Raw genomic sequence first — 25,960 nt, 5'->3', positions numbered from 1 at the left:
TGCCTGTCACTGGTTTTTTCTTTGAGTACAAGGTATTACGTTAATTATCAATATGGTGTTAAGTACAAATATCGCGTTAAGTACAAACATTGCGTTAAGTACAAACATTGCGCTAAGAGCGAGCCGTCCGGGCGAGCTCGTCATGCTGTACTCACTCACCAAAGCTGTTGATAAATTTCGATGATTTGTTCTGGTGTTGGTACAACGGGGTTATTATTTGGTGAGCCTGATGCCAGAGCTTGTTCTGCCATCGTAGGCATGAGTGCCAAAAACTGCTGGCGGTCGATGCCAAATTGCGCTGGCGTCGGTACCATCAGTTCGTCATTGAGCGCATGCAGTTCCGCCATGAGTTTACGGTTGGCCTCTTGATCGCTATCGGATTGCGTAGCAACACCCATTGCCCGCGCACAGTCCGCGTACCTGTGCGCTGCGCTTGGAATTGAAAACTCGGTCACCGCGGGTAACAGCATGGCATTGGAGAGCCCGTGAGGAACATGAAAGGCGGCGCCAATCGGTCGGCTCATACCGTGCACTAAGGCAACGGAAGCGTTAGAAAAGGCAATGCCGGCTAATGTAGAACCTAACATCATGGCTTCCCGGGCTTGATGATCACGACCATCGTGATAAGCGCGGCGCAGGTGAGGGCCGATTAACTTCATCGCGGCAATGGCTTGGCTGTCACTGTACGGACTGGCCTTTTTACTGACATAGGCTTCTATGGCATGCGTCAAAGCGTCAATGCCGGTATCGGCGGTGATTCGGGCAGGCAGGCTCAGGGTCAGTGTGTAATCGACCAGAGCAGCGATTGGCATAAAACCCACCCCTGCACACAGCATCTTTTCATCATTGGTCTCGTCGGTGATGATGGTAAAGCGCGTCACTTCGGAGCCGGTACCGGCTGTGGTCGGGACGGCGATGATAGGCAGGCCTTGTTCATTGACGACTCTTGGGAATTTGTAATCGCGCATTTCGCCGCCAAATTTACCCAGGATACTGATCGCCTTTGCGCTGTCGATTGGACTGCCGCCGCCTAAAGCAATAATACTGTCAAAGTTACCATGACGAACGACGTTGACTCCCGCCTGAATTGAGCTGACTGTTGGCTCTGGCACGGTATCATCAAACACTTCCGAGATGATTTGATGCTCGTTTAAGCAAGACTGAACTTGTTGCGCATAGCCCAGTTCAACCATCATTTTATCTGTAATGATGAGGGGGCGAGAGCACCCTAGACTGTTCAGAATGGTCGGAATTTCTAAACTGGCATTTTCTCCTACCTGGAGGATACGAGGCAGAATTATTTGGTTAGACATATCGGCTCCACTTATTGTTATTTAGCTTATCCTTAGCTTATCTGCAAATAACACCTCAAATACGGCTAAGCATTCAATACGGCAATTAAATACGGGTAAGCATTATTGCGTTATGACTCAGCAGGAATTAACCCAACCTAAGACTGATAAACAACTTCATTGTTATGAATAAGCTTAGCTCTTTAAAGCAATAAAAAATAACCCTTAGAGTTAAGTATTTTTATAGCTGTTAATCTGCTCTGGTGAGCCTATTTAAATATCTTATTTTTATCAGCCGCTTGTATATTCAACTTTGTTATTTTTTCGCAGGCATAAAAAAAATTCACCCATTGGTCTTGTTTTTATTGCTAGTGGCTATCGAAGTGCAATTCTAGTATTCCGCCTGTGCTGAACTTTGCAGTACTTACGAGGTGGCTCTGCCGCGGTAATAAAAAACAAGTGAATAAGCCCGCTCCAAACGGGGTTTCTTCATTCAGTGAAAAGACGCTTTTTACACAGGATCAATAGAGATGAATAATAACCATCAACTGCCTCTTGTTGGTGTCCGGGTCGTGGACTTTGGACAACAAATCGCTGCTCCAGCTGTTGCCATGACGTTAGCCGACCTTGGCGCAACAGTAATTCATATTGACCCACCGCAAGGGCCACAGTGGGTTAGCCCTGCCAATGCAGTGTTAAATCGCAATAAACAGTGCATCACCTTAGACTTAAAATCCGCGACGGGGCTGAGCCAGGCACAACAGCTGATTGCGCAGGCAGACGTGGTGATCGAGAACTTTCGGCCGGGTGTTTTAAGTCGACTTGGCATTGATTTCGATGCATTACGCGCAGAGCGTCCTGAACTGATCACCTTGTCGATACCAGGCTTTGCCAGCAACGACATGCTAAGACGAGAATGGAAAGCGACCGAGGCGATCATCGCGGCCACCTCAGGCTCTTTTACCGATATGGGATTTAACCGTGTGCTGATGGGGATTGAGCCCAGCTTTTCGCCGGTTCCGCTTGGCTCCTCCTATGCCATATCGCTGGCTGCCAGTTCCGTTGTCATGGCCTTGTATGAACGGGCGCAAAGCGGCCAGGGCGACCACATCGAAGTGCCGGTCGCGGCGGCCTTAATGGAAGGCCTTTCATATAATTCGTTTGTGATTGATCAGCTGCCCGAGCGCTACAAGACCATGCGGGAGCATGAAATTGCTTATCGTCGCGACAATAACATAGACATGGATCTCAGTTATGCCGAGCTGCAAGAGTACTTAGATCCGTTTTTCCGCACCTATGATTGTGCCGATGGCCGAAAGTTTTACTGTGTGTGTCCGTCTCACCGTAATCATGCCAAACGTGCTCTGCAGGTTCTTGGTGTGTACGATGAGCTGATGGCGGAAGGCTTTCCCGAAGTAAAAGATCTGCACTTACCGGTCGATGAATGGGACGGGGAGACCTCACTCGGAGTCTACCCGTTGCCGGAAAAAATGGGCCAAGGTCGTTGCCGCTAAAATGAAGCGGGCGTTTCTGACCAAAACGGCCAGTGAGTGGGATCGCATTTTTGGCGACACGGGGATCCCTGGCGCGTCACAGCGTACAACGCAAGAATGGTTGCATGACGAGCATACCAACCAGGCCGGTTTAATTATTGAGGTGAATGACCCAGAATATGGTTGGATGAAGCAGCCTGGCCCGTTAGTCTGGTTTGAACACAATCCGGCGTCGTTTATCCAAGCCAGGGGCAGAGAATTTGTCAGTTTTGAGGCAGCATTAGAGCGTTTAAATAGCACAGTTTCTCCTTTTGCACCTAATGCAGTTCAAGCGGTTGGCGCCACTGGCCAAGAGCAGAAAGGCTGGCTGGACGGTAAAAAAGTGCTCGATCTGACCAATGTGATCGCCGGACCTCACTCGGGCGCGTTTTTAGGCCGATTTGGGGCAGAGGTGATTAAGCTGGATCCGGTCACGCCGCTTTATGATCCGCTCATCGGCTGTGTCTACAGCTTTCAAACTGATATGGGCAAAAAGAAAGCGTTGGTTAACATCATGACCGAACAAGGCCGTGAAGTGCTGCATCGCCTGATCCGGTCGGTGGATCTGGTGCTGATTAATGCCCCGCAACGCCAGCTTGAACCTCTGGGCCTGGACGCTCAGAGTCTGCTTGCGGTCAATCCGGAGGTGCTGTTTTGTCGCTTAGACTGTTTTGGTGGCCCCTTGCCAGGACCTAAAACCAACTACATTGGTTACGATGATATTATTCAGGCCAACAGTGGCATCATGATGCGTTTTGGCGGAAGTGAAACGCCGGAAGAACACGCTCATGTCGGTACCTTAGACGTCAACTGTGGTTTTGCGGCGGGTATGGGGATGGCGTTGGCGATGTACCATCAATTAATGACCGGTCAGGTCAGCAGGGTCAGAACGTCTCTTTCGGCGGTCACCAATATGGCTCAGCTTCCGTTTATGTTTGATTATGAAGGACGAGAGCCATTTAACGAGGCATCGGGCCGCACCGTATTAGGCAATCATCCGCTGTCACATTTTTATCAAACCCTGGACGGTTGGATCTTTCTCGACTCCAACCCGAGCGAATTGGGCCAACTCACCGCCATTGAGGGTTTAACCGAGCTGAGCGATACGCCGGATGTACACGTCTATTTAAAAAATGCTTTCAAACAAGCGGCGACTGCCCATTGGCTCAATCTTCTCCGTGAGGCCGATGTCGCGGTGGCGGAGCCAAACTCCATCGAGGCCTTACGCCAGCAATACAGCCGTGTGCACGATGGCAGCGTTGGCACGCATTTAGGGAGTTATGCGTTTTCTATTTATCCTGATCATCCCAGCGGGCATTGTTTTACCCAAATTGACCACTATTCGATTCGGCCAAGCCGGGCGGCAATACGGGCGATCGCTGCGACGGAAAAATTTGGTCACTCAACCCAAGCCGTGTTAGCCAGTATCGGCTATAGCGAGTGTGAAATAGCAAGCATGATCGAGCTTAATATCGCCAGCTTAGGCTGGAGTAAACAATATTTGCCCGGCTAGCGCGTAGCCAAAAGCCAATAGCCAATAATTACTAAGTAATAAGTAATAAGTAATAAGTAATAAGTAATAAGTAATAAGTAATAGAACATGTATTCAGTGGTTGTGACTCAATAATGCAATCGGATCAAGTCACTGCCCCTGTGGCGATGACTTGATCGCATTATCCCAGAGTAAGCGACACTAGTGCATATAAACCGGGTTAAACGGATGGGGTTTTGCTGGTAATCCATTAATTTACTTATGGAATGACCCTGTTTTTCTAGTTTGTTGTATCCCTTTTAGATTTTTAGGATAACACTGGCACAATAAAAAAAATAAGAGGTTACCAATGCTTGAAGATAGACAGATCGATGCCTTTATTGCTCAGCGAGGAGTACTTAAAGGCCTCAATGCAACCCTGGGAATAACCGCTTTAGTGATGGTTGTGGTGTTTATTCTCTATACCATTTTGCTGGGGGAAGTGGCCAGTCAGCAGTTCCTGGGGCTAAAAAGATGGATCGAAGAAACGCTGGGCTGGTATTACATTATCATCATGCTGCTTTCTTTCCTGGTGTGCACAACGTTAATGCTTTCTAAGGTGGGAGGCATTCGGTTAGGCAGGGATGACGAAAAACCGGAGTTTTCCAATTTTGCTTGGTTTTCTATGCTGTTTGGCTGTGGAACCGGGGCCGGTATGCTGTTTTTTTCCATGTCTGAACCCATGATACACTTTGCCAGCGACTGGAGCGGCGGCAATCCGTTCATGAGCGCCGAGGTGAAAAGCGCGGTCAGGCGTTTTTTTGAAGCCAAACAGGTCGCACTGGCCGCTGGCTTGCAACCCGGAGATGCCGGATTTCCGGTTCCTAATGATCTGGTGGCCGAAGCCGCGGTGGGGGGAGTGACCCTAACCGTATTCCATTGGGGAGCTGTGGGGTGGGGGTTGTATGCCATCGTCGGCTTGTCACTCGCTTATTTTTCTTTTCGGAAGGGGCTGCCGCTTTCAATTCGTTCCGCGCTTTATCCATTAATTGGCAATAAGATTTACGGCCCGATAGGGCATGCGGTGGATATACTGGCCGTTTTTGGCACTATCTTCGGTATTGCCACCACGCTGGGACTGGGGGTGGAGCAGATCAGCGCCGGACTCATTTCACTCAACTTTTTAGCAGAAAAATCCACCACCGTCACCGTTCTGTCTATCATCTTTATTACCTTGATTGCGACCTTGTCGGCCACAAGCGGTGTCGCCAAAGGTATTAATATGCTGTCTCAGTTCAACAGCTACATCTGCATTACTATTATTCTGTATTTTCTTTTGGCATCGAATGGTAACTACTTGATTGCGAGCAGTTTAACGACGCTGGGAGAATACGTTTCCCAGTCTTTCTTTATGACTTTGTGGACGGCACGAAGCACAGAAGAACAAACCTGGCAGGGCGGCTGGACCATCTTCTATTGGGGATGGTGGATTGCCTGGTCGGCGTTTGTCGGCATGTTTATCGCGCGCATCTCACGAGGACGTACCATCCGCGAGTTTGTTATGGGCGTCATCTTTATCCCGACGTTAGTTTCCTTGATCTGGTTCAGCGTTATCGGTTCAGCGGGTATCTATCAATCGATTTATGGCTCGAACATGACCATTTACCACACCGCGGTAAACCATTGGGATTATGCGGGCACCTTGTTTGCCGCCTTTGATGTGCTCACCCCTGGTATCGCAGCGACCATTGCAAAAGTCTGCGCGCTGATTGTGGTGGTGGTCTTTTTCGTGACCGCTTCGGACTCTGGCACTCTGGTATTGGGCCGGCTGCTATCGTTCGGGCGTCGTCCACCTGTCCAGCAACGTATTTTGTGGGGCTCGTTACTGGGAGTGGTCACCCTGATGATTATGTTAATGGGGGGGAAAGAGGCGTTAAAAGCACTGCAAGCGGCCTCGATTGCAGGGGCTTTGCCCTTTACCCTTGTTATTATTGCGATGATGTTTGGTTTGGTGAAATCGTTACGCAAAGACAGAGAAAGCTTTGTTGCCGATGAGGATCAAGTGAAAAAAATCGTGGAAAGAGAAATCGCCGATCTTTCCTGAGCAAGGGAGTGATCCACTAACCGATAATCTTCGCCCTTAGGTGAATCAGTTACTTGTCTCTCGCCCACCCATTGGCCGGGGCACAGTAAGCACAGGGACAACCCGGTATAAGGGGGAGCATACGCCGGGTTGTCCTGCCGATTGTTGAGGCGCAGTCCGATTGATTTCTGGCTGTGCCTTTTTACTTTTGGTCACTTGAACACGCCTTCTCTTAAATCCCTTTAATCGTTGAAGCCTTAACAGGGCAAATCTTTAACCGGGACACACACTATCTCTAACGAGGACACACGCCTTTGGGTTTATCGCTCGTTGAGGTGTGTGTCCTGCTTAGCGCATGTTCTGCTGGAGCTCTGCTCGTAGGATCAGTCTTGTGGTAAGAAGCGTTGATAATCGACTTCCATAAACTGCGAGCGCTGGAAGCGGGTCTCTTTCAGCTCCAGTGGCACGGTGCAATCGTAGATGGTCTTACACGACATACCTCGCGCCTTGATCGACGGGCTCATGTCCGGCATTTGTGACGGGTCGAGTACGTGGGTGGTCACGCCCGGAATGACGATGGTATCGACATCGGCCTGGTGGCGGGTATTGAGCGCCCACAGCACATCGTTAGAGTCAAAAATATCCACGTCATCTTCAACCACTATGATGTTCTTCAGCTCAGGGAAGGCACCGAAGGCGACCAGTGCGGCCTGGCGCTGACGACCTTCATCTTTGGCGCTCAGTTTTTTGAATTGCATCACCGCCATCAGTTTACCGCCACCGGACGAGTGGGCGTAGACATTCAGGACGCGGCCCGGCATAGCGCGCTCAGTCATCGACAAAATACTCGCTTCCGTACAGATACCCGCCAGGCTGACGTGCTCTTCACTGCAGCCGATACAGGTTTGGGTGATTGGGTTGGTGCGCGTTGTCACCGATTTTACTTTGATCACCGGCAGGCTCGGGTTGGCTTCGCCGGTGTAACCGGGAAACTCCGGCATGGCTTTACCGGTGTGGCTGTTTTGATCTTCCACCACGCGGTAGTCCGGCATGATCTCACCTTCAATCACGATTTCAGCATGGGCGATGGCTTTGGTATCGACGGTTTTGGCTTGAACCAGTTCAACCGGGCGGTTACGGAACGCGCCGGCGATTTCCAGTTCGTTAAAGCCCAGCGGGGTCACTGGTGGCTCAAAGCAGGCGGAAACGTACACTGCCGGATCGAGACCGATATTGACCGTGATGGGAAGAGGTTTGCCCATCGCTTCGGCTTTTTTACGGAACACATCAATATGACGGCCCGGCGCGAAGAAGATCGATACTTCATCCCGCGACTGAAAGCACTGGCGGTGAATGGTGACGTTGGTATCGCCGTTTTGCGGATCTTCGGCATACACCAGGCCGAGGGTGACGTACGGGCCGGCATCTTCCACTGTGTTGGTGGGGGCCGGGATCAGTTTGCGGATATCGAAGTCCGGATCGTCGGCGTAGTGCACCACTTCCTGGCACGGCGCCTGATCGACCAGGATCGGTTTGATCGGGCTATTGGCGGCCTGCATCATGGCATGACCGAGGTGTTCCGGCTCATGGCCGAGCAGCAGGGCGGTACGTGCGCGACTGGCCAGTACGCCAATCGCAACCGGTGATTTCTCAAAGCCTTTGATGTTGTTAAACAGCATCATCGGACCTTCTTTGGTCGGGCGCATGGTGGTGCCGGCCGCGCCGATATGGCGATAGACACCGGACAGTTCACCGACCGGATCGACTTCGATATCGGTTTCCAGCAGCTGGCCTTCATATTCGGAGAGAAATTGAATCGCGGAGCGCAGGTCGGTGATCTCTTCCCGGGCGCGTTGGTAATCTTCAGGGCGGTATTTTTGCATGTTAGATCCTCGCAGCTGTGGTGTGCTGCTACTTCAGGTTTAACGCACAACGGTGGGCAGCGGCTTTGAGGAATACACAAGGCAATCACGGGCGTGCGTCGGCCCAGCATGAAGGCTGTGTCTGACGGGCGTGATTTGTCGGATCTGTCAAAGCGGGTGATACGCCGTTGGTACGCGGGGTGGTGCTGTGAACGGGTCGCAGAGAGCAACCTGTTATCTGCGGTCCAGTATAGAGATTGAGTACAAGTTATCCATAACCTAAAATGAATGTGAAATATTATGTTTTGGAATGTTTATGAAGCAGGTTAAACCGCTTAATCAGATCAATATGAATCTGCTGATCCCGCTCAATGCCTTACTGGAGTACAAGAGTGTTACCGCGGCAGCAGAGTCGCTGGGTATCGCCCAGCCGACCATGAGTAAGCATCTCGCCCAGTTACGCCGCTTACTCAATGACCAACTGCTGGTGAGGGTCGGGTCACATATGCAGCTCACGCCAACTGCGCTTGAGATCCAGTCGAGTCTGGCGCTGGTGCTGGACGGGCTGAATGATATTTTTGCCGCCAGTTATGATCCGGATAAGGATAAGCGCGAGTTTATTATTGCCTGTCCGGATTACGTCAGTGCCTACATTCTGCCGGATGTGCTCCGGCCCTATCTGGCTGATGAGTCGCAGGTGTCGTTTCATACTATCAACTGGGATGTGCAGGCGCGCAGCCTGCTGCTGGAGGGGTTGATCGACTTTGTGATCACCATAGATGAAGACTTTGCGCCCAATTTCATCCGTAAGGTGATCGATAAAGATCACTGGGTGATGGTGATGAGCGCGGATCATCCGCTGGCTAATCAGGTTGAGATCAGCATGGATCAGTTTCTTGCCCAGCCGTTTGTGCAGACCGTGACTGGTGGCGGCAGCTCGAAACAGATTGACCGCTATTTCAGCCAACGCCGTCTGAAACGCAATATTAAACTGACCACTCAGGGCTATATCCCGACTTTTAGTGCCATTCGCAGCAGCGAGATGATCTCTGTGGTGCCGCAGCATCTGGCGACATACATGGCGCAGGACTTCGGCCTGGTGGTTCGGGTGCTACCGTTTCGGGTCGCGCAGTCTCAGCATTCCGTCTATTGGCACGAAAAATTCAACAATGACAGCGCACACCGCTGGTTTCGCGAGCACATCATCAGTGAGATTGTCACCCACCCGCGCCATCGTAGCGCTTAAGTCTGCAGAGAAAGAGTAAGCAGGACACACGCCCTTACGATGCCTCTTTGTTACGGGGACACACACCTTTAGTTGCTGCTTGAGTTACGGTGTGTGTCCCGTTAAGAAAGGGCGTGGCTTCGCGGGCAGAAAGATGATTGCAGGGAAAGTAAGCGGGACACACGCCGTTACGATGCCTCTTTGTTACGAGGACACGCACCTTTAATTGCGGTGTGTGTCCTGTTAAGAGATACGCATTTAATTACGGTGTGTGTCCTCCTAAGAGATGGTTTCGTCTGGCAGATAATTATTGCTGGTGGTAGTCCAGATACTGCTCAGCTTCGGCGCTGCCCATATAGCGCGCCAGCGTGCGCTGCGGCACGTTGCGCAGGTCAACCACAATCAGGCCGTCCAGCGCATCGTTAAAGTCCGGGTCGATGTTGAAGCTGACCAGTTTGCCGTTCAGGCCGAGATACTGGCGCAGCAGAACAGGTATCCCTTTGCCTTCATCGATACGCGCAATCACCCGCGACAGCAGTTGTAGATCGGCCAGTGAGGTAAGCAGGCTGGCATTCCACAGATTTTGACCGACCGGCAGCGGGTTGGTGGCTTCGACCAAATCCGCCTGCGCTTTGTCGTAGTAGTGCAGGGTCATGGTATCGGCCAGCAGGCACCGAGCCTGATCGCTGTAATCACTGCTGATGCTGACTGGCCCGAACAGATGAGTGTACTGCGGGTTGCGGCTGACGTAAGTGGCGATGCCTTTCCACAGCAGCAGCAGCGGTGCCATGCTCTTCTGATAATAGGCGTCGATCACCGAGCGACCCATTTCAATCGCATTGCCCATGTTGTGCAAAAAGCGCGGATCGTAATGGAACAGGGTGCTGGAGTAGAGGCCGTCGATACCGCGCTCTGTCAGAATTTGATCCACCAGGCCAAGACGGTAGGCGCCGACCAGTGCCTGACGCTCGCGATCCCAAATAAACAGATGCAGGTAGTCGCGATCAAACTCATCGATATCGAGCGCAAGCCCAGTGCCTTCACCGACCTGACGGAAGTTGATTTCTCTTACCCGACCAATCTCATGCATGATGGCCGGAATGTTTTCGGCCCGGGTGCAGTAGACGTCAAATTCGTTGTGGCGCAGCAGATGATCGGAGAAAGGCAGGCGCGCTAAATCCTGGCGCAGATCCTCCGATGGCAGTCGGCTGTCGATTGGCTGCAGCGAACTGTCCTGGGTCGCCTTATTCCGCGTGATGGTGTGCTGGCTGTGCAGTAGGTAGGTGTTGAGGCGCAGGTAATTGACCAACTGCTGGTCGCACAGATCGTGAATCTCTTTGTAGTGAATGGTTTCGCCAATCGCGATTGAGATGCAGCTCTGTTTTTTATTGAGCAGCTCGCGTCCCAGCATCAGGGTGCGCAGCAGCGGGTGGATTTTACCTGCCATATAAAAGCGTTTCGAATTATGGCCGTCGATAAACACCGGCACCGTTTTGGCTTTGTGTTTTTTGATCAGGCGGCTGACTGAGTGACTCCACTCTTTGTCTTCCAGGCGGCGCTGTTTGCGATCGACCAGTTGCGACACTTCACCAGCCGGGAAAATCAGCAGCAACCCCCCCTTGCTCAAGGTGTTTATGTGCCTGGCGCATCGCGATCAGATTGGCTTTGGCCGATTTCTCGGTTTCAAACACATCGACGCCGATAAACAGTGAATCGAGTTCCGGTACGGTTTTGAGGTAGTGGTTGGCGAGGATCTTGATGTCAGAGCGGCGGGTCAGCAGCATTTCGGCCAGAATGACGCCTTCCACGCAGCCGAGCGGGTGGTTGGCAACCACTACAGTGGCACCGCTTTGCGGCACATGAGCTAACGAGCCTTTCGTGAGCTGATAATCGATACCGAGAATTTCGAGGGTAAAGCGCAGGAACTGCGCGGTGTCACAGCCGGCCGGGCGCTGGGCGTAGAATTTATCCAGCTGGCTTAATCCGGTTGCCCATTCTGCCAAGTGTTCGCCAAGGCCAAACGGGGTTTTACGCGGTAATTTGAAGGGGCTGGTGGATAGCATAACGTCCTCACAATCCTATGTGTTGACGTTATGCTAGTCAGGCTGTGTGTCAGATTCGCGGCGCTTTCATGAGGCTTTAATGGCGGTTTGATTGCAAATTAGTGACTTGATTACAAATTAGTGACTTGACTACAAATTAGTGACGCCGGCTGGTGCTGGTTTCACTAAACTATTGATTCCATTAAGCGCTCAAGTGCCGCGTGTTATTGTTGAAGTTACTGTTTAAGTAATTACTGAACTTATTGTTGAAACAGCAGCGTCAGGCTGACCGGTACGCTGTCCGACAAACTCAGCCCGCCCACGGTGTCTGACAGGGCGCTCAGGTTGGCGGCCGGAATCGAGAAATCAGCGGCGTTGATGATGACCGGAGCGCTGGAGCTGACCATGACCTTACCATCGGCGGGAATGATCACCACCGGGAAATCCACCATCTTGCTGTGGCCGTACAGGGTGACCTCTGCTGAGATAATGCTGCTGCTGGCGGCCCCGGACAGTAGTTTACTGTCGACCGCACCGCTGACCGTCACCTGGGGATATTTCATGCTCTCAAAATAGATCTCGTTGAGGCGACTGTCCCGGGTCGGTACGCCGGTACGGATGCCTGTCAGGTCGATATTGACTGAGAACTTACCATCTTCGCTCAGCTGTCCGCTCAGGGTACGTATGCTGGCCGGCTCGACGATGTACTGCTTTTTGATGGTGGCGAAACTGACCGAAGAGAGGTTAGGGTCAAGCAGGTAGTCACCGGCGGCGAGCGTTGGCACAGAGAAAGCGGTGAGTGCGAGGCAGAGGGAAGTGGTGATTTTGTTCATTATGCTAACCTTATCGGGAGGGGATTAGTCATAAGCGTAGTCGGTTAATTCACGGGATGACAAACATTGTTGGTATGAGAGTGAAAGGGTCGCTCCAGAGAATGCGCAGGTATGAGAGACAGCGTTGGCATAAGAGCGGAAGCGACGACATGCAGTTGGTACTTTTTTAACCCTGGCCTGCCTGCCTGCAAACGGCCGCTGCCGCAGCCTTAGTCATTTTGCCTGCAGACGCCGCGCCAAGAAAGTGCAAAATGTGATCTGCTGTGCAACTTTCCTAATGGCGTGCCTATACTAAAATGTCCTTTATCAATAACAACAAGAAAGCAAAACTATGAATATTTTATTTCGTAATCTATTGATAGTCATCATGTCTATTCTGTTTGTTCCTGCCAGTTACAGTCAGAGCCTGGTGGACGGTGTCAGCATCGGGGCCGGTTATTCGTTTGATGACGATCTGCTGGGGCGCATTGGGGTGCAACACGACCTCGATTACCGCTGGCTGGAGAGTGACCGCGGCCATCTCGCTGTGTACTGGGATGCGTCCTACAACCGCTGGTTCCTGCGCGACGATGATGATTTCAGCATCATTGCGCTGACGCCGGTGCTCTATTACCAGTTCACGCAGCCGCTGCTCGGTGGCGTCCCTGTGGTTGAGTTCGGTATCGGGGTGAGTTACATCAGCGACCGTTATGTCAACGATCGTGACATGGGCGGCCACTTCCAGTTTGAAGACCGAATCGCGGCCGGGCTGAAATATGACGCGGTTTATCTCGCCTTTATGTATGTTCACTACTCGAACGGCGGGCTGTATGATGAGAACGCCGGCTACAACACCGCACTGATCAATGTGCGTTATTCCTGGTGACATCAGTCCTGTTCATTTTTCCCAGCCCTTGACGAGGACACACACCATCATTTCAATGTGACTGACGGTGTGTGTCCTGATTATTTCTCTGTTTATTTCTGTTCATTTCCCCCGGGTGAGCGGCCACTTTCTACTACTTTATAAGCAGTGCAGTTGCAGCTGTTACGATATCTGGACTGCAGTTTTTTCTTGTGCGTTTGCGCTTTATGCTCTGTGCGCCAGACTCGTCATATCACCCATAAATGACATGACCTATGACGACAGCACGCTCTCAGTTGATTTGCCCTGACATCACACCCTATTATCACTGCGTTTCTCGCTGCGTACGTCGTTCGTATTTATGTGGAGAGGATTCTCATACCGGTCAGTCTTATCAACATCGTCGCGCTTGGGTGGAAGAGCGCATTTTAACTCTGGCGACCATTTACTGCATTGATATTTGCGCTTATGCAGTGATGAGTAATCACTATCACCTGGTGGCCTTTATTGACATGGACGGCGTGGCTGGACTTTCCGATTCAGACGTCATTGAACGCTGGGGGATAGAACATTGTTTGCCTAGACTGATTCAGCGTTATCAATCAGGTCAGAAATTAGCTGCCGCCGAATGGCAGAAGTGCCGGGAAATTATCGAGGTTTGGCGCTCTCGTCTTTGCTCACTGAGCTGGTTTATGAAAGAGTTAAATTACCAGATAGCACGGCAGGCGAATCAAGAGGATCAGTGCACAGGTCGGTTCTGGGAAGGGCGGTTTAAGTCTCAGGCCCTGCTCGATGACAAAGCTCTGCTGGCGGCTATGGCGTACGCTGATCTTAATCCTGTACGGGCGAAAGTCGCGGATACGCCTGAGCAGTCTGACCATACTTCGGTGAAAGCGCGCCTGGTTGCCCTGGATAGAGGTAAAACCTCTGCGCGTGCTTTGCTGGATTTTATTGGTTACCACAGCCAGGAAAAAAAGCGTGGTATCCCGTTTCGATTGATGGATTATCTGGAGCTATTGGATTGGCTGGGACGGCAGATGAGAGAAGGTAAACGTGGGGTTCTCGATGAGAGCGCACCGGGTATTCTGCAGCGTTTATCACTGGTGCAGAAAGAGTGTTTAACGCTTTGCTCTGAACTTGAGAAGAGGCCGAGAGCATGGGTTGGTTCGCAGCGTCATCTCATGCATGCTAAATCGCAGTTAAATCGCCAGCGTATGCTGGGGATCGTCATTTCTTAGTTATTTAAAACCGGGTACAGATTCATTTCTGCTGTATTTACGTCCTCTTTGGTACACCTTTCCTTCCGCTTTGGTACACCTTGATGTCATAACCCTCATTTACTTTCGTTTTCTGATATTGGTTTAGAGAGTGAAGGACACTATACGTTTAGTTTTTGCTCTTAAAGTGTGTGTCCTGTTCAGATTCATTTGTGTTGAAGGGAGTGGATAAGGACACACACCATAATTCAAGGTGTGTGTCCTGCTCGGATATATTAGCAGGACACACACTTTAATCAGTCGTCAATATTTACGGTGTGTGTCCCGTTAAGAGTATTTACGGTGTGTCCCGTTAAGAATAACGGTGTGTGTCCCAATAAAAATCATGTCCCAATAAAAATCAGACTGGCGTGCCGGCCTCATCGATATCAACAATCTCGGTTTCTAAGCTGGCTTCGCTGAGCCAGCGCTGGATGGTCGGGCTGGCGAGCACGTGATCCCGGTATTGGGCGGCGCCGGGTGACAGTTCGATACCGTAGGTTTTAAAGCGCAGCGCGACCGGGGCAAACATTGCATCCGCAATAGACCACTTGCCAAACAACCATTGGCCTGGATAGCGCGCCATCTGCTCACTCCATAACGTATCAATGCGGGCGATATCCTGTTGTGCGGCATCGCTTAACTCAACGTGACGGCGCGCGCGGCAGTTCATCGGCATTTCGTTACGCAGCGCATTGAACCCCGAATGCATTTCGCAGCTGATGGCCCGGGCTTTGGCTTTGTCGGCTTTATCCGCAGGCCAGGCTTGGCCATTTAGATAGTTGTCATTGACGTACTCAAGAATCGCCAGCGATTCCCACACGACGATGTCACCATTCTGTAGCGCCGGGACTTTGCCTGTCGGCGTAATGGCTTGCAGCGTGGTATAAAACTCCGGGGTGCATAGCTGCAGTTTACGGATCTCGACCGGCAGTTGGTAGTGGGCAAAAATCAGCCAGGCTCTGAGTGACCAGGTTGAGTAGTTTTGATTGGCGATATAAAGTTGCATACATAACTCCTTGTCTTGTCTGTTGCTCAGCATAGAAAAACAATCGCAGCCTGACTAACGGATTGTTTGGATAATAACCATTAATAAAAGCGATGGATTGATATGGATATTGACTCGTTACGCAGTTTTCTGGCCTTTGTCGACACCGGCAGTTTTACCCGCGCCGCCAAGCAAATTGCCCGGACCCAATCGGCGTTCAGTGCGCAGATGCGCAAGCTGGAGCAGGAAATCGGTAGTGAACTGTTTGTCAAAGAGGGGCGTAATCTGGCCCTGAGCGAAGCGGGTATCCGCCTGGTCAATCATGCCCATGAACTGCTGGATCGGCACGATAAGGCGCTGGTCGAGTTGCAACAGTTCCAGCACAAACAGCCACTGCGACTCGGCTGTCCGGAAGACTATAACGATCAGGTATTGCCGAAATTAATGCAGGCGTTACTGGCGGCGAAACCGACCTGTTCAATTCAGGTGTTTAATGAGCCGAGTGTGGTACTGCGCCAGTGGCTGGACGAAGGTAAGCTGGATGCCGCGATTGTGACGCGTTCGTCCAACAGTGAGGAAGGGTACTGGATTACCAGTGATCAGGGCGTTTGGATCTGCGCGCAGCCGGATGCGGCGGTCACTCAGAGTGCTTCGTTGCCGCTGGCGCTGTTTCAGGCAGATTGCCGTTATCATGCTGCTGCGATCGACAGCCTGACCAAGCGCGGTGTGCCGTTTCACTTAGTGGCGTGTTGTAATACGTCATCGGCGCAGCGGGCGATTGTCCGTCAGGGGCTGGCGGTTGGCGCGATGGGGCGGCTCAGTGTAACCGACGATCTCACCATCCTGAGTGACTTTCCGCCGCTGCCAGCGGTCGATATTGTGTTGCTGGTGGCCGCTAAATCCCATCCGCTGCTGCCGCGTCAGTTTCTCAATCAAATCGGTGAGCTTTGCTGCGCTCAAACAGCCTTACCGGTAGTCTGAGGCACGGGCGCTCAGGGCTGATCTGACTTGTAAGGCAGATACGTGGCGAGAGCCGCCATTCTGTCTTGTACCAGCTGCTGCTCCCGGCGGACGAAATCGGCGACCGCCGGGCGAAACGTCGCGGACTCAATCCAGTGCACGGACCAGGTGGCAAGCGGCTCAAAGCCGCGCTGAATCTTGTGTTCCCCTTGCGCGCCCGGGTCAAAGTGCGCAAGCTGATGCGTGATGCAGTACTCTATCCCCTGATAGTAGCAGGCTTCAAAGTGCAGGCTGTCGAACTCTTGTGTGCAGCCCCAGTAACGGCCGTATAAGGTTTGCGAGTCTTTAAAATACCAGGCTCCGGCGACGGGCAGCTGTTGGTGGTACGCCATGATGAGGACAATCTGGGTGGGCATCTGCCGGCGTAGCTGTTCAAAGAAGGCCTGATTGAGATGAGGATAGCGGCCGCGTTTGAGATAAGTCAGCTGGTAGAACTCAAAAAACACCGCCACATCGTCGGCAGAGAGCAGCTCTCCCTCAATAACGCGAAGTTCCACCTGTTGCTGTTGTACTTTCTCGCGCTCTTTACGCAGGTTTTTTCGTTTACGTGAAGTCAGGGTCGCAAGGAAATCATCAAAGTGCTGATAGCCACGGTTATACCAGTGATACTGGCAGTCCATCCGTACCGAGAGCGGCTTGAACTTTTGGATATGCCGCGCTTCGACAAACAGTCCATGCCAGCCGGAAAACTGATGCTCGGCACACAGCTGACGCACTGCGCTCAGCATCGGCTGCAGGGCGTCGTCGTAGCTGATGACCTCTGCGCGATAGAGCAGGCGCGGGCCGCTGACCGGCGTAAACGGAATTGCCGTCACCAGCTTGGGAAAATACTCTTCGCCTGCTTTTTCAAATGCTTCCTGCCATGACCAGTCAAACACGTATTCGCCCCAGGAGTGACTTTTCAGATACATCGGCATCGCTGCCAGCAGAGAGCCGTGCTCATCTTCTAAGGTCAGATGGAGTGGATGCCAACCGCTGTCATCACTGACACAGCCGCTCTGTTCTAACGCGCTCAGATAGGCGTATGACAGAAACGGATAGTCACAGCAGCGCAGCGCGTCCCACTCAGGCTGCGGAATGTCGGTCAGTTGTTGGTGAACTTTGATGAGGGCCATGGGGAGCGTCCAAGCAGTAAACAGGCGTGATTTATCCTAGCAGAAACCCTTATCAGGACAAACCGTGATCAGCAAACCGTTAGCGGGACATACGCATTATATGGACAGGATTTTTAACGGCGGATCTGCCTCTTTGTACAGCTTTAAAAGCTTTTAGAACATGGGTAACCCTCCTTAATTTATTTTCTTACAAATGAGTTATTTGTTCTTAAATACATATAGTTATGTTGTGCAGCTTTTTTATGTTCAGATTAATGAGCTTTTGGAACATAGGTGACTATCCCGTTATTAATCTGACTCTATCGCTCCGGCTTAGGTTTACAATTTGTGGGAGACATTAAGCAGGACACACACTGTCTAATCGGGTGTGTGTCCTGTTTAGCTGTGGCTTTCGAATACGGTGTGTGTCCTGCTTAGAGCGGACATTATTTGCCAGCTTGTGCCCAGTCAGCGAAATAACTAACCAGATAGTCGATCGCCAGGCGGGCACGTAACGGCAGAAAGCGTTGGTTCTGATACACAATCCAGCTGCTGTTGCCTGGTCCCCAGAAGTCTTGCAGGATCGGAAACAGCGTGCCGGATTCCAATCCTCTGGCCAGGCTGCTTTTCGGCATATAGGCGATGCCAAGCCCCTCCTCGCAGGCTGCAATGGCTGCATTGGAATTGTTACTTTTCCAGCGCCCGTGAACTCGCACGCTGAGAGGTTTGCTCTCGCTGGCAAATTGCCAGTGATCGTTATTGGTAATGATGCAGCTATGCTGTTTGAGTTGATTCGGGTGGGTTGGCTCACCAAAGCGATGTAAATAGTCACGGCTGGCGACGGCGGCCATTGGGCGGTCAACCAGCTTTCTGGCAACCAGACCCGAATCTTTTAGCGCGCCGTAACGAATCGCGAAGTCGATGCCATCTTCAATAAAATTGACCATCCGGGAGTTAAAATCCATCTCGATGGTCACTTCTGGGTACAACTTGGCAAACTGCATCAGGGCCGGAGCGACGTGTTCTTCCGCGAATCCGCCGGCAGCACTAACACGCAAGGTGCCGCTTAGAGTAATTTGCTGTGAGTTTAAGCCTTCATTGGCCTGTTCCAGCCCGGTCACCAGCTCTCGGCATTGCGAGTAATACAGCTGACCGGCATCGGTTAAGTTGATTTGCCGGGTTGAACGGGCAAATAAGGTGACCCCCAGGCGATCCTCCAGCCGCGATACTTGGCGGCTGACGTGACTGGTGCTGCAACTGAGCTGTTTAGCGGCTGCCGAAAAGCCCTGAGTTTCCGCCACGGCGACAAACTCGATGATGCCCTCGAAACTGTTCATAATCTTCCATTGTTGCTATTTAGCAATAATCTTTTGTTGATTGGCGGTATTATCATTGAAATGATTTTCAATTAGTATCTTTTTTGTACTCAATAATGCAGGAGACAGCAATGAAGAAGATTCTAATTCCGGTAACCAACCATGCCACTCTGGGCGATACCGACCAGGCGAACGGCACTTACTCACCAGAGATTACGCACGTCATTCATGAGCTGAGCACAGCGGGATTTGAGTATGACATAGCGTCGATTAACGGTGGCAAAGCACCGCTGTATGGCACTGACATCGAAGGTGATGAGGTGAACAGCCGAGTACTGGCGGATGATGATTTTCAAAATCGCATCAATAACACCATTCCGGTCTCGCAAATCAATATTGATGACTATGTTGCGCTATTCTACCCGGGCGGCTTCGGCTTGCTGTCCGATCTGGCAAGCAATGCCAGCTTTGCACAACTGGCGGCCAAACATTATGAAGGTGGCGGCACGATTGCGGCTGTCTGTCATGGCCCGGCGGCACTGCTGCCAATTACTCTGAGCAGCGGTGAAAGCTTACTGGCCTCTAAATCGGTTACCGGCTTTACCCGCGAAGAAGAGATTGATTTTGGCACCATCGAACACATTCCGTTCTTGCTGGAAGAATCACTGACCCGAAAAGCAGCCCGTTTCAGTAAAGTGCAGCCCTGGCAGGAGTTCGTCATTGTTGATGAGCGACTGATTACCGGGCAAAACCCAACCAGTGCTCATGGCGTCGGTAAAGCATTGGTCGCGGCGCTGTCGTAAACCACAACCGCTAAGGTTTAAGATCGATTAATTACCCAATAGCTCACGGAACGTGGGCTATTTTTGTCTCTGAGCGATGTTAATTAAAGAGGACACACGCCGTCATAGTAAGGTGTGTGTCCTGTATAGCCATCCTGTATAGCCACTGGATAACGCCTGAAAACTTTTGCTTTTGATAATCAATCGGAATGCCGCCTAACTCTCGGATTGCCTGACACTTTTCATCGCCTCGTGTGGTGGCGAAAGCCTGGACCCTAATGGCGTGACATATTGCTAATGCGGTTGTACCTATGCCGCTGGTCCCGCCATGAGTCACATGCTTTGCCCGGCTGTTAACTCGCCGAGCCGGATTAAGTTGGCATACTCGGCGAAGAAGATCTCGGGTAAACATACCGCTTTTTTAAACGTGTACCTCTGAGGAATCGGGCAATCCATTATGAGCGGTAGTGCCTGTTCAGAAGAGAAAAATAACTTACTCAAGCGCCTTTCACTCAGGAAAGGCGCTTGAGATTATGAGAGATAAACAGAACGCTATGAAGCGTGTTTGTGCGTTGGTTGGCTCGCTCGCCGCGTCAATAGTCCGGTAACTTTTGAACCAAAGAGCGATAACATTAACAAACCAATTATCAGGAGTGTGATTGGGCGTTCGAAAACATACGTTATTTCACCACCACTAATCTGGTAGGTGTGCAGTAAGTTACTCTCAGCCATACCTCCCAACAAAATACCGATGACCGCCGCCGGTACGGAGTAATTCAGCTTTGTAAATATCCAGCCTATGATCGAGAACACTAGCACAGTAAATGGACCTGAAATGTTCCCAGTCAAACCAAATGAGCCAAATACAGCCATCGAAAGAACCGATGGGATAAGAATGTTCATAGGGACTTTTACGACATTTGCTAGAAGTGGAATAAATATTAGTCCGAGTAATATTAGTAATACAACTTGCCCAAAGTTAGCCAAAATGATTGCGTAGACAATGTCTGTCTGTTCTCGAATAAACTGGGGCCCACCAGTGATGTTATGCATTGCAAATGCAGCCAGCATGACGGCAGTTGCTCCCCCGCCGGGAATGCCTAATGCGAGAAGTGTCGCCATAGAACCTGCTTCAGATGTTGAGTTTGCAGATTCCGCTGCAACCACACCTTTAGGGTTGCCTTTGCCAAAACTGTCTGGTTTGTCATCACGCCGTTTGGTTTCTACATAGGAGAGCAGGTTAGATACTGATGAGCCAACCCCCGGTACTGCACCAACAAAAACACCGATCAGGCTGCCCCTTAGCATCACTTTAGGATACTTGAAAGCATGTTTGAATCCGCTGAGGATCAAACGAATACTCACTTTACGTGCTGATTTATCAGCAATCAGATAGTTGGTGTTTACGAGCTTGAATAACTCTGAGGCCGCAAACATGCCCATCATTGCCGGTATAACAGGCACACCATCCAACAAATATTCGTTGCCTAACGTGCCCCTGGCAACGCCGACTTCACTAAAACCTATGGTGCCGATGAGCAGTCCGATCATCCCAGAGAGCAGGCCTTTGAGCATGAAGTCGCCCTTGAGGCTAGCTATGAGGGTCATTCCCCAGAGAATGACGACAAACATCTCAGATGGCCCCAATTTCAAGACCAAACCAGAGATAGGCTGAATGAGCATAAATAGGATCATGTAACCGAACAGCACGCCGAAACAAGATGACCCAAGCGCAACTCCTAACGCTTTATTATGTTCGCCTTTTCTAGCCATTGGGTAACCGTCAAACGCCGTAGCGATGGCGGAAGATGTTCCTGGAATGTTCATCAGAATCGCAGGAATACCACTTCCAAATGACCCTCCTGTAAAGATAGCCGTAAGAAACAGCATCGCTTCCAGAAAGCCCATGTAGAGTGTTGCAGGAAGAAAGATAGCCATCGCCATGGATATCTGTAGGCCGGGAATTGCACCAAACACCAGGCCGATAGCCATACCGGGAAAAACGTATAGCCAAGGACCCACTGAAGAGAACAGCAGCTCACCACCGGCAATAATCGCGGAAAAATCTAGCATTTTATTCTCCTAGTAATCCGTTGGAAGTAAGCTCATTGGCATCGGGTATGGAAGCATCTGAGCGAAGAATGTCGACATCAGGAGACCAAATGCAACGCTATAGCCAATTAGCCAAATTAAACGGCGTTCCTTTTGAATCCATAAGAACAAGCCGACAAATAATGTGGTTGCAATATCAAATCCTAATTTTTCCAAAGACAGCACATAAACAGTAAAAAGTGCGATGATCGGAAGGACGGACTTCAGATCACCTTCCGTTTCCGGGAGAGATTCTTTTGGCGATGAGAGGGGCCGAGCAAGAAACTGGCGGATCAACTCCATTAAACAAAGTGCTAACGCAACCAATGCGATAGGCGCAATTAAAACAAGATTTTCTACGGCAGATGAGGCATGGTAGCTATCCCAAGAGTACCAGCAGACAAACAGAGCTAAGATGATCAACACAGAAAAATCGGCAGAGCGTTGACTGAACAATCTCATAAAACCTCCAGTTATTGAGATTGCTGGCTAGAGCATCACTAGCCAGCGTTGGGAATGATTAGTCGAGCAGGTGTTTATATGTTTCGAAGGCTTGGTAGTTATCAAGCATCATCTGTGTCGCACGTTCTGGACCAACCCATACCCCACCAATTTCGTTGGATTTCAGGAGTTGTTGCACTTCTTGACGTGCCAGAGCTCTTTCAAACGCATGCGCAAGTTTGTTGTATCGCTCAGGGTATTTATTTTTGAACTCATTGGTGACCGCAAATCCGCGCATGGAGCCCGTTAAAACTGGTACTTCAATTCCCATCGGTTTAAGAGCTTCATTGATTGTTGGAGCATCCCAATAGTCACTGCGATTATCACGGACTACCGCCAGTGGGCGGATGAACTCTCGGATGCCTTCACTGCCTTGTGCACTGACAATCATGAAGTCAACCTGGCCGCCAGCAACAGCCGAGCGTGCTTTACCACCGCTATTGAACGTGACCAGGTTGAGGTTATCTTGAGGAATACCGTTTTTCTCAAGTAGAATTTTTGCCATCAGATGCCCCCCAGAACCTTGTAAAACGGCAGCTTTTACTGACTTAGGGTTCTCTTTAATAGCGGTTAACAAGCTAGGTAAGTCTTGGTACGGCGTGTCTTTGTTTACCGCAATTAGCTCAAAATCAAACCATTGGAAATTCATATAGGAAAAGTCATTGATGGTATAGCTGGCGTTACCTTTCAAAATAGTATTTGGCAGATAAGGGACAAAGGTAGACGCAAAAACGGTGTAACCATCATCTGGACGATTAAGGACATAATTGGCGGCGATCTGCGTGCCTGCTCCTGTCTTGTTGATGACTTTAACGGGGTGCCCCAGTTCCTCAGCTACAGAGCTCGACATAGCGCGAGTCATCCGGTCCGCACTACCGCCAACCCCAAAGCCGACAACGAAGTTCACGGGTTTGTTTGGATAGTTATCTGCGAGTGCGGTTTGAGGAAGCCAAACAGATAGTGTTAGCCCAGTCACAGCTGAGAGTTTTAAGATTGCCTTGTTAAGCTTGTTCACTTTAATCTTCCTTAATTTTAATAATATTGAAGTTAACATTTCGGTTACATTTGCAACTCTAACCAAATACCCTGTCATAAACCTTGCACAGAGGATGGGTTGGGTTTTTTAGGTGAGATATTTGAAGTAGATCATGCGGATATTAATCGTCGAAGACAGTGTGGTGATTGCGGAAGGTTTAAAGAAAATTCTTTCTGAGCAAGGGTTTGCTGTCGATATGTTTCATTCTGGAGAGCAAGCATCTCATGCGATTCAAACGCAGCAGTTTGATTTGCTCCTGTTGGATTTGGGACTGCCAGATTGTGATGGGCTACACATTCTCCGCAATCTCCGCCAGACAAAAAGGAATCTGCCGATACTGATCATCTCAGCTCGCGCCGCACTGAAAGAACGTATTCTTGGACTGAATGAAGGGGCTGATGACTATCTTTGTAAACCGTTTGAAGCAGAGGAGGTGGTAGCCAGAGTACATGCACTTTTGCGGCGAGCGGCATCACGAGTCAACAATGTTATTGAGCATGGCCAACTGACCTTTAACATTGTGAGCAAAAAAGTCACTTTTTATGGCACTGACGTACTGCTGCATCGCAGAGAGAGTTCGGTATTAGAGTGTCTGTTATCTAATGTGGAACGAGTGGTCAGTAAGCCACAAATTGTGCAGCATATCTCTTCTTTTGATGATGAGCTTAGTGAAACAGCTATCGAAACATACATCTCTCGTCTTCGTAAAAAATTCATGCCGGATTTAAATATTCGTACCGTGAGAGGGTTAGGTTATATGTTGGGAAAACCGACAAATGATTAATATTCAATCGCTCTCTCAGCGTTTATATGTTGCGCTTGCAAGTGCCATTATATTACTGACCTTAATGATATTTTTTATAAGTACTTGGGTATTGAAAGATAAATCCGAGCGCCTTTACGACAATATACTGATTGCTGTGACCAAGAATATTGATGACAGATTGATCGTCAAAGATGGCAAGATAATGCTTGATATGGATTACTTTTCCATTGATACCTTAAGTGATGTAAGAAATAAGAAAATTTTCTACCGGATTGTCGCTCCCAATGGTGATTTACTTGCAGGTTTCGAAGGACTAGCACTGGCCAAGGATAGTCGTCATCCTATTATGCTGTACGACACCACTTATGCGGGAACAGAGCTGCGAGCTGCGCAGTACATATCTCGAACCTCGATCGGTGACGTTAAAATTGTCATTGCCGAATCCAAAAAAGGTCGGAATGCCACTATATCTGGATTGATGAAACAAATAGCCATGGCTGCTGTTGGTGTGTGTATTGCCACCTTAATTCTAGTGGCTTTCATCGTTCGGAAAAGTCTAAAGCCCCTGAACCTGCTTCAAAAAGAAATTCGTTTGCGTTCAGAAACCAATTTGGAACCGATTGGAACCAATGTACCACCTGAAGTTGAAGCCTTGGTACGAGCACTAAACAGTCTTATGGCTCGGTTGCGGAGAAGCATTGAGCTAAGCCAAAACTTTAACTGCGATCTTTCTCATCAGTTGAGAACGCCACTTGCAGAAATGAAAATTCAGCTCGATATGTATCGTCGCTGCCCAAAAAACAACGATCTGCAAGGGCTAGAACGAAACATCACGCTAATGACCCGCTTAACAGAGCAAATGTTGCATTACGCCAATGTACAGAACAGTGCGATGTCCAGTGACTATTGGGTCAACATCGATCTCGTACAGTTTTGCCGGAAATTCTGCCAAAAACATGCCCCTATGGTTTTTGAGCAAGGGCAATCCATTGCGTTTGAAACAGACGTTGAGTCTGCAATCTGCGATATCGATGAAACCTTGCTAGAGAGTGCATTACTAAACCTGATTGAAAACGCCTTAAAGTATGGAAAGCCGGAGCATGGCGAGGGGGAAATTGTTGTGAATTTGACCTGTCACAATAAGGTTGTTTGTCTCTCTGTCATTGATCAAGGTAATGGGATGAAAGAACAAGATCTGAACTCAATCCTAGAACGAAAAGTTCGTCTTGACCGTTCAAAACAAGGCTTTGGGCTAGGTCTGGCGATTGTTAAACAAGTCATCGAACTACACCACGGAAAGTTAGAAATAGCGAATGCATTTCCCAACGGGTTAAGAGTAAGTTTGTCTGGGTTAGCGGTTATATCAGGACAAACCGTTAGCAGGACACACGCATGAAGTCGTTTTCGTACTAAGTAGGCCTGGCATTACATAGTTAAAGGTGTCATTACATAGTTAAAGGCCTTTTAAACGGGCGTTATCCTCTTTATACAGCTCTGAAAGCTTTTGGTACATAAGTAACCTTCCTTTTGTGTGGTCGTTTCTGTTTAATAATTTTCGTTTAAATACATAATGTTATGGGTACAGCTTTTTTACGGTTAGCGTAGATAGCTTTTGGAACATAGCTGTTCTTACCGCCTTTAAAACTAAGATCTGACAGCAACGCATACTCTGGTGTTAGGCGTGTCCTGTATAGCCAGTGTCCAGTTTAGTTTGGGGGAGGGGGAGTGCGATACATGGCGGATCACCAGTGTGGGGTACAAGACATGGATGGAAAAGTGTGGATATGTATTATTCCATTTTGACAAAGAAAAATATTATTCTGCCTGTGATGATTGTGATTTTATATTGAGTCATGTTTTATATTAAGCGTATTTATTTTTGATTTTCTAAATAGTAAATTTAACTTGGTGGTGCGATGTCATGAT

General features: G+C 49.8%; 19 protein-coding genes and 1 pseudogene. 10 read left to right on the top strand and 10 right to left on the bottom strand.

What is annotated here, in order from left to right:
• Nucleotides 1–155: 155 nt before the first annotated feature.
• Nucleotides 156–1,313, bottom strand: coding sequence for an iron-containing alcohol dehydrogenase (locus KNV97_RS16470; protein WP_136483252.1), 1,158 nt, complete (start codon nt 1,311–1,313; stop codon nt 156–158).
• 509 nt (nt 1,314–1,822) lie between these two features.
• On the opposite strand from KNV97_RS16470, the gene KNV97_RS22050 reads away from it, so the two are divergent.
• The 3 genes from KNV97_RS22050 to KNV97_RS16460 all read left to right on the top strand — a co-directional run bounded on the left by KNV97_RS22050 (nt 1,823) and on the right by KNV97_RS16460 (nt 6,399).
• The gene (locus KNV97_RS22050; protein WP_256612177.1) at nt 1,823–2,806 is read left to right on the top strand and encodes a CoA transferase; all 984 of its coding nucleotides are present in this window, start codon (nt 1,823–1,825) and stop codon (nt 2,804–2,806) included.
• Nucleotide 2,807: 1 nt separating this feature from the next.
• Nucleotides 2,808–4,337 carry a CoA transferase gene (locus tag KNV97_RS22045; RefSeq protein WP_256612175.1) on the top strand — a complete coding sequence of 510 codons (1,530 nt, stop codon included), beginning with the start codon at nt 2,808–2,810 and terminating at the stop codon, nt 4,335–4,337.
• A 328-nt stretch (nt 4,338–4,665) separates the two neighbouring features.
• Nucleotides 4,666–6,399: a BCCT family transporter gene (locus tag KNV97_RS16460; protein WP_136483254.1), complete on the top strand. Its 1,734-nt coding sequence runs from the start codon at nt 4,666–4,668 to the stop codon at nt 6,397–6,399.
• Nucleotides 6,400–6,761: 362 nt separating this feature from the next.
• Here the strand turns inward: KNV97_RS16460 and KNV97_RS16455 are convergent, their stop codons facing one another.
• Nucleotides 6,762–8,261 (bottom strand): UbiD family decarboxylase, encoded by a 1,500-nt coding sequence (locus tag KNV97_RS16455; RefSeq protein WP_218562369.1) that lies wholly within the window; start codon nt 8,259–8,261, stop codon nt 6,762–6,764.
• Between the two features lie 295 nt (nt 8,262–8,556).
• Between KNV97_RS16455 and KNV97_RS16450 the strand changes: the two genes are divergently transcribed.
• Nucleotides 8,557–9,486: a LysR family transcriptional regulator gene (locus tag KNV97_RS16450; protein ID WP_218562368.1), complete on the top strand. Its 930-nt coding sequence runs from the start codon at nt 8,557–8,559 to the stop codon at nt 9,484–9,486.
• 286 nt (nt 9,487–9,772) lie between these two features.
• On the opposite strand, the pseudogene KNV97_RS16445 reads toward KNV97_RS16450, so the two are convergent.
• Together KNV97_RS16445 and KNV97_RS16440 are read right to left on the bottom strand one after the other, a co-directional pair.
• Nucleotides 9,773–11,528: pseudogene (locus KNV97_RS16445) on the bottom strand (lysophospholipid acyltransferase family protein).
• A 239-nt stretch (nt 11,529–11,767) separates the two neighbouring features.
• The gene (locus tag KNV97_RS16440; protein WP_218562367.1) at nt 11,768–12,340 is read right to left on the bottom strand and encodes a YceI family protein; all 573 of its coding nucleotides are present in this window, start codon (nt 12,338–12,340) and stop codon (nt 11,768–11,770) included.
• 331 nt (nt 12,341–12,671) lie between these two features.
• Between KNV97_RS16440 and KNV97_RS16435 the strand changes: the two genes are divergently transcribed.
• Together KNV97_RS16435 and KNV97_RS16430 are read left to right on the top strand one after the other, a co-directional pair.
• Nucleotides 12,672–13,205 (top strand): acyloxyacyl hydrolase, encoded by a 534-nt coding sequence (locus KNV97_RS16435; protein ID WP_256612172.1) that lies wholly within the window; start codon nt 12,672–12,674, stop codon nt 13,203–13,205.
• Nucleotides 13,206–13,459: 254 nt separating this feature from the next.
• Nucleotides 13,460–14,422, top strand: coding sequence for a transposase (locus KNV97_RS16430; RefSeq protein ID WP_218562366.1), 963 nt, complete (start codon nt 13,460–13,462; stop codon nt 14,420–14,422).
• A gap of 379 nt (nt 14,423–14,801) precedes the next feature.
• Here the strand turns inward: KNV97_RS16430 and KNV97_RS16425 are convergent, their stop codons facing one another.
• Nucleotides 14,802–15,449: a glutathione S-transferase family protein gene (locus KNV97_RS16425; protein WP_218562365.1), complete on the bottom strand. Its 648-nt coding sequence runs from the start codon at nt 15,447–15,449 to the stop codon at nt 14,802–14,804.
• Between the two features lie 102 nt (nt 15,450–15,551).
• Here KNV97_RS16425 and KNV97_RS16420 point away from each other — a divergent pair, with 102 nt between their 5' ends.
• Nucleotides 15,552–16,409 (top strand): LysR substrate-binding domain-containing protein, encoded by an 858-nt coding sequence (locus KNV97_RS16420; RefSeq protein ID WP_218562364.1) that lies wholly within the window; start codon nt 15,552–15,554, stop codon nt 16,407–16,409.
• 11 nt (nt 16,410–16,420) lie between these two features.
• Here the strand turns inward: KNV97_RS16420 and KNV97_RS16415 are convergent, their stop codons facing one another.
• Both KNV97_RS16415 and KNV97_RS16410 read right to left on the bottom strand, forming a co-directional pair.
• Nucleotides 16,421–17,563 carry a GNAT family N-acetyltransferase gene (locus tag KNV97_RS16415; protein WP_136483265.1) on the bottom strand — a complete coding sequence of 381 codons (1,143 nt, stop codon included), beginning with the start codon at nt 17,561–17,563 and terminating at the stop codon, nt 16,421–16,423.
• A gap of 425 nt (nt 17,564–17,988) precedes the next feature.
• Nucleotides 17,989–18,879 carry a LysR family transcriptional regulator gene (locus KNV97_RS16410; protein WP_218562363.1) on the bottom strand — a complete coding sequence of 297 codons (891 nt, stop codon included), beginning with the start codon at nt 18,877–18,879 and terminating at the stop codon, nt 17,989–17,991.
• A 110-nt stretch (nt 18,880–18,989) separates the two neighbouring features.
• Here KNV97_RS16410 and KNV97_RS16405 point away from each other — a divergent pair, with 110 nt between their 5' ends.
• Nucleotides 18,990–19,661 carry a type 1 glutamine amidotransferase domain-containing protein gene (locus tag KNV97_RS16405; RefSeq protein ID WP_218562362.1) on the top strand — a complete coding sequence of 224 codons (672 nt, stop codon included), beginning with the start codon at nt 18,990–18,992 and terminating at the stop codon, nt 19,659–19,661.
• A 531-nt stretch (nt 19,662–20,192) separates the two neighbouring features.
• Here the strand turns inward: KNV97_RS16405 and KNV97_RS16400 are convergent.
• From KNV97_RS16400 to KNV97_RS16390, 3 genes are read right to left on the bottom strand one after another with little or no spacing between them, the layout of a single operon-like run.
• A complete protein-coding gene (locus KNV97_RS16400) occupies nt 20,193–21,713 on the bottom strand; it encodes a tripartite tricarboxylate transporter permease (protein ID WP_218562361.1) in 1,521 nt (506 codons plus the stop codon).
• Between the two features lie 9 nt (nt 21,714–21,722).
• Nucleotides 21,723–22,193, bottom strand: coding sequence for a tripartite tricarboxylate transporter TctB family protein (locus KNV97_RS16395; protein WP_218562360.1), 471 nt, complete (start codon nt 22,191–22,193; stop codon nt 21,723–21,725).
• Between the two features lie 58 nt (nt 22,194–22,251).
• On the bottom strand, nt 22,252–23,247 hold the full coding sequence (locus KNV97_RS16390; protein ID WP_218562359.1) for a Bug family tripartite tricarboxylate transporter substrate binding protein: 996 nt from the start codon (nt 23,245–23,247) through the stop codon (nt 22,252–22,254).
• A 133-nt stretch (nt 23,248–23,380) separates the two neighbouring features.
• Here KNV97_RS16390 and KNV97_RS16385 point away from each other — a divergent pair, with 133 nt between their 5' ends.
• Both KNV97_RS16385 and KNV97_RS16380 read left to right on the top strand, forming a co-directional pair.
• The gene (locus tag KNV97_RS16385) at nt 23,381–24,052 is read left to right on the top strand and encodes a response regulator transcription factor (protein ID WP_218562358.1); all 672 of its coding nucleotides are present in this window, start codon (nt 23,381–23,383) and stop codon (nt 24,050–24,052) included.
• Complete coding sequence (locus KNV97_RS16380) at nt 24,045–25,430, top strand: sensor histidine kinase (protein ID WP_218562357.1); 1,386 nt, start codon at nt 24,045–24,047, stop codon at nt 25,428–25,430. Before KNV97_RS16385 ends, KNV97_RS16380 begins: the two co-directional genes overlap by 8 nt.
• The last annotated feature ends 530 nt before the right edge of the window (nt 25,431–25,960 follow it).

Origin of the sequence: Vibrio ostreae (assembly GCF_019226825.1) — a bacterium.
GTDB lineage: Bacteria > Pseudomonadota > Gammaproteobacteria > Enterobacterales > Vibrionaceae > Vibrio > Vibrio ostreae.
This window is presented reverse-complemented; position numbering and strand designations above follow the sequence as displayed.

Excerpts from the sequence above, each read along its gene's own strand:
- KNV97_RS16470 (WP_136483252.1), bottom strand. The coding sequence starts at position 1,313 with ATGTCTAACCAAATAATTCTGCCTCGTATCCTCCAGGTAGGAGAAAAT.
- KNV97_RS22050 (WP_256612177.1), top strand. The coding sequence starts at position 1,823 with ATGAATAATAACCATCAACTGCCTCTTGTTGGTGTCCGGGTCGTGGAC.
- KNV97_RS22045 (WP_256612175.1), top strand. The coding sequence starts at position 2,808 with ATGAAGCGGGCGTTTCTGACCAAAACGGCCAGTGAGTGGGATCGCATT.
- KNV97_RS16460 (WP_136483254.1), top strand. The coding sequence starts at position 4,666 with ATGCTTGAAGATAGACAGATCGATGCCTTTATTGCTCAGCGAGGAGTA.
- KNV97_RS16455 (WP_218562369.1), bottom strand. The coding sequence starts at position 8,261 with ATGCAAAAATACCGCCCTGAAGATTACCAACGCGCCCGGGAAGAGATC.
- KNV97_RS16450 (WP_218562368.1), top strand. The coding sequence starts at position 8,557 with ATGAAGCAGGTTAAACCGCTTAATCAGATCAATATGAATCTGCTGATC.
- KNV97_RS16440 (WP_218562367.1), bottom strand. The coding sequence starts at position 12,340 with ATGAACAAAATCACCACTTCCCTCTGCCTCGCACTCACCGCTTTCTCT.
- KNV97_RS16435 (WP_256612172.1), top strand. The coding sequence starts at position 12,672 with ATGAATATTTTATTTCGTAATCTATTGATAGTCATCATGTCTATTCTG.
- KNV97_RS16430 (WP_218562366.1), top strand. The coding sequence starts at position 13,460 with ATGACGACAGCACGCTCTCAGTTGATTTGCCCTGACATCACACCCTAT.
- KNV97_RS16425 (WP_218562365.1), bottom strand. The coding sequence starts at position 15,449 with ATGCAACTTTATATCGCCAATCAAAACTACTCAACCTGGTCACTCAGA.
- KNV97_RS16420 (WP_218562364.1), top strand. The coding sequence starts at position 15,552 with ATGGATATTGACTCGTTACGCAGTTTTCTGGCCTTTGTCGACACCGGC.
- KNV97_RS16415 (WP_136483265.1), bottom strand. The coding sequence starts at position 17,563 with ATGGCCCTCATCAAAGTTCACCAACAACTGACCGACATTCCGCAGCCT.
- KNV97_RS16410 (WP_218562363.1), bottom strand. The coding sequence starts at position 18,879 with ATGAACAGTTTCGAGGGCATCATCGAGTTTGTCGCCGTGGCGGAAACT.
- KNV97_RS16405 (WP_218562362.1), top strand. The coding sequence starts at position 18,990 with ATGAAGAAGATTCTAATTCCGGTAACCAACCATGCCACTCTGGGCGAT.
- KNV97_RS16400 (WP_218562361.1), bottom strand. The coding sequence starts at position 21,713 with ATGCTAGATTTTTCCGCGATTATTGCCGGTGGTGAGCTGCTGTTCTCT.
- KNV97_RS16395 (WP_218562360.1), bottom strand. The coding sequence starts at position 22,193 with ATGAGATTGTTCAGTCAACGCTCTGCCGATTTTTCTGTGTTGATCATC.
- KNV97_RS16385 (WP_218562358.1), top strand. The coding sequence starts at position 23,381 with ATGCGGATATTAATCGTCGAAGACAGTGTGGTGATTGCGGAAGGTTTA.
- KNV97_RS16380 (WP_218562357.1), top strand. The coding sequence starts at position 24,045 with ATGATTAATATTCAATCGCTCTCTCAGCGTTTATATGTTGCGCTTGCA.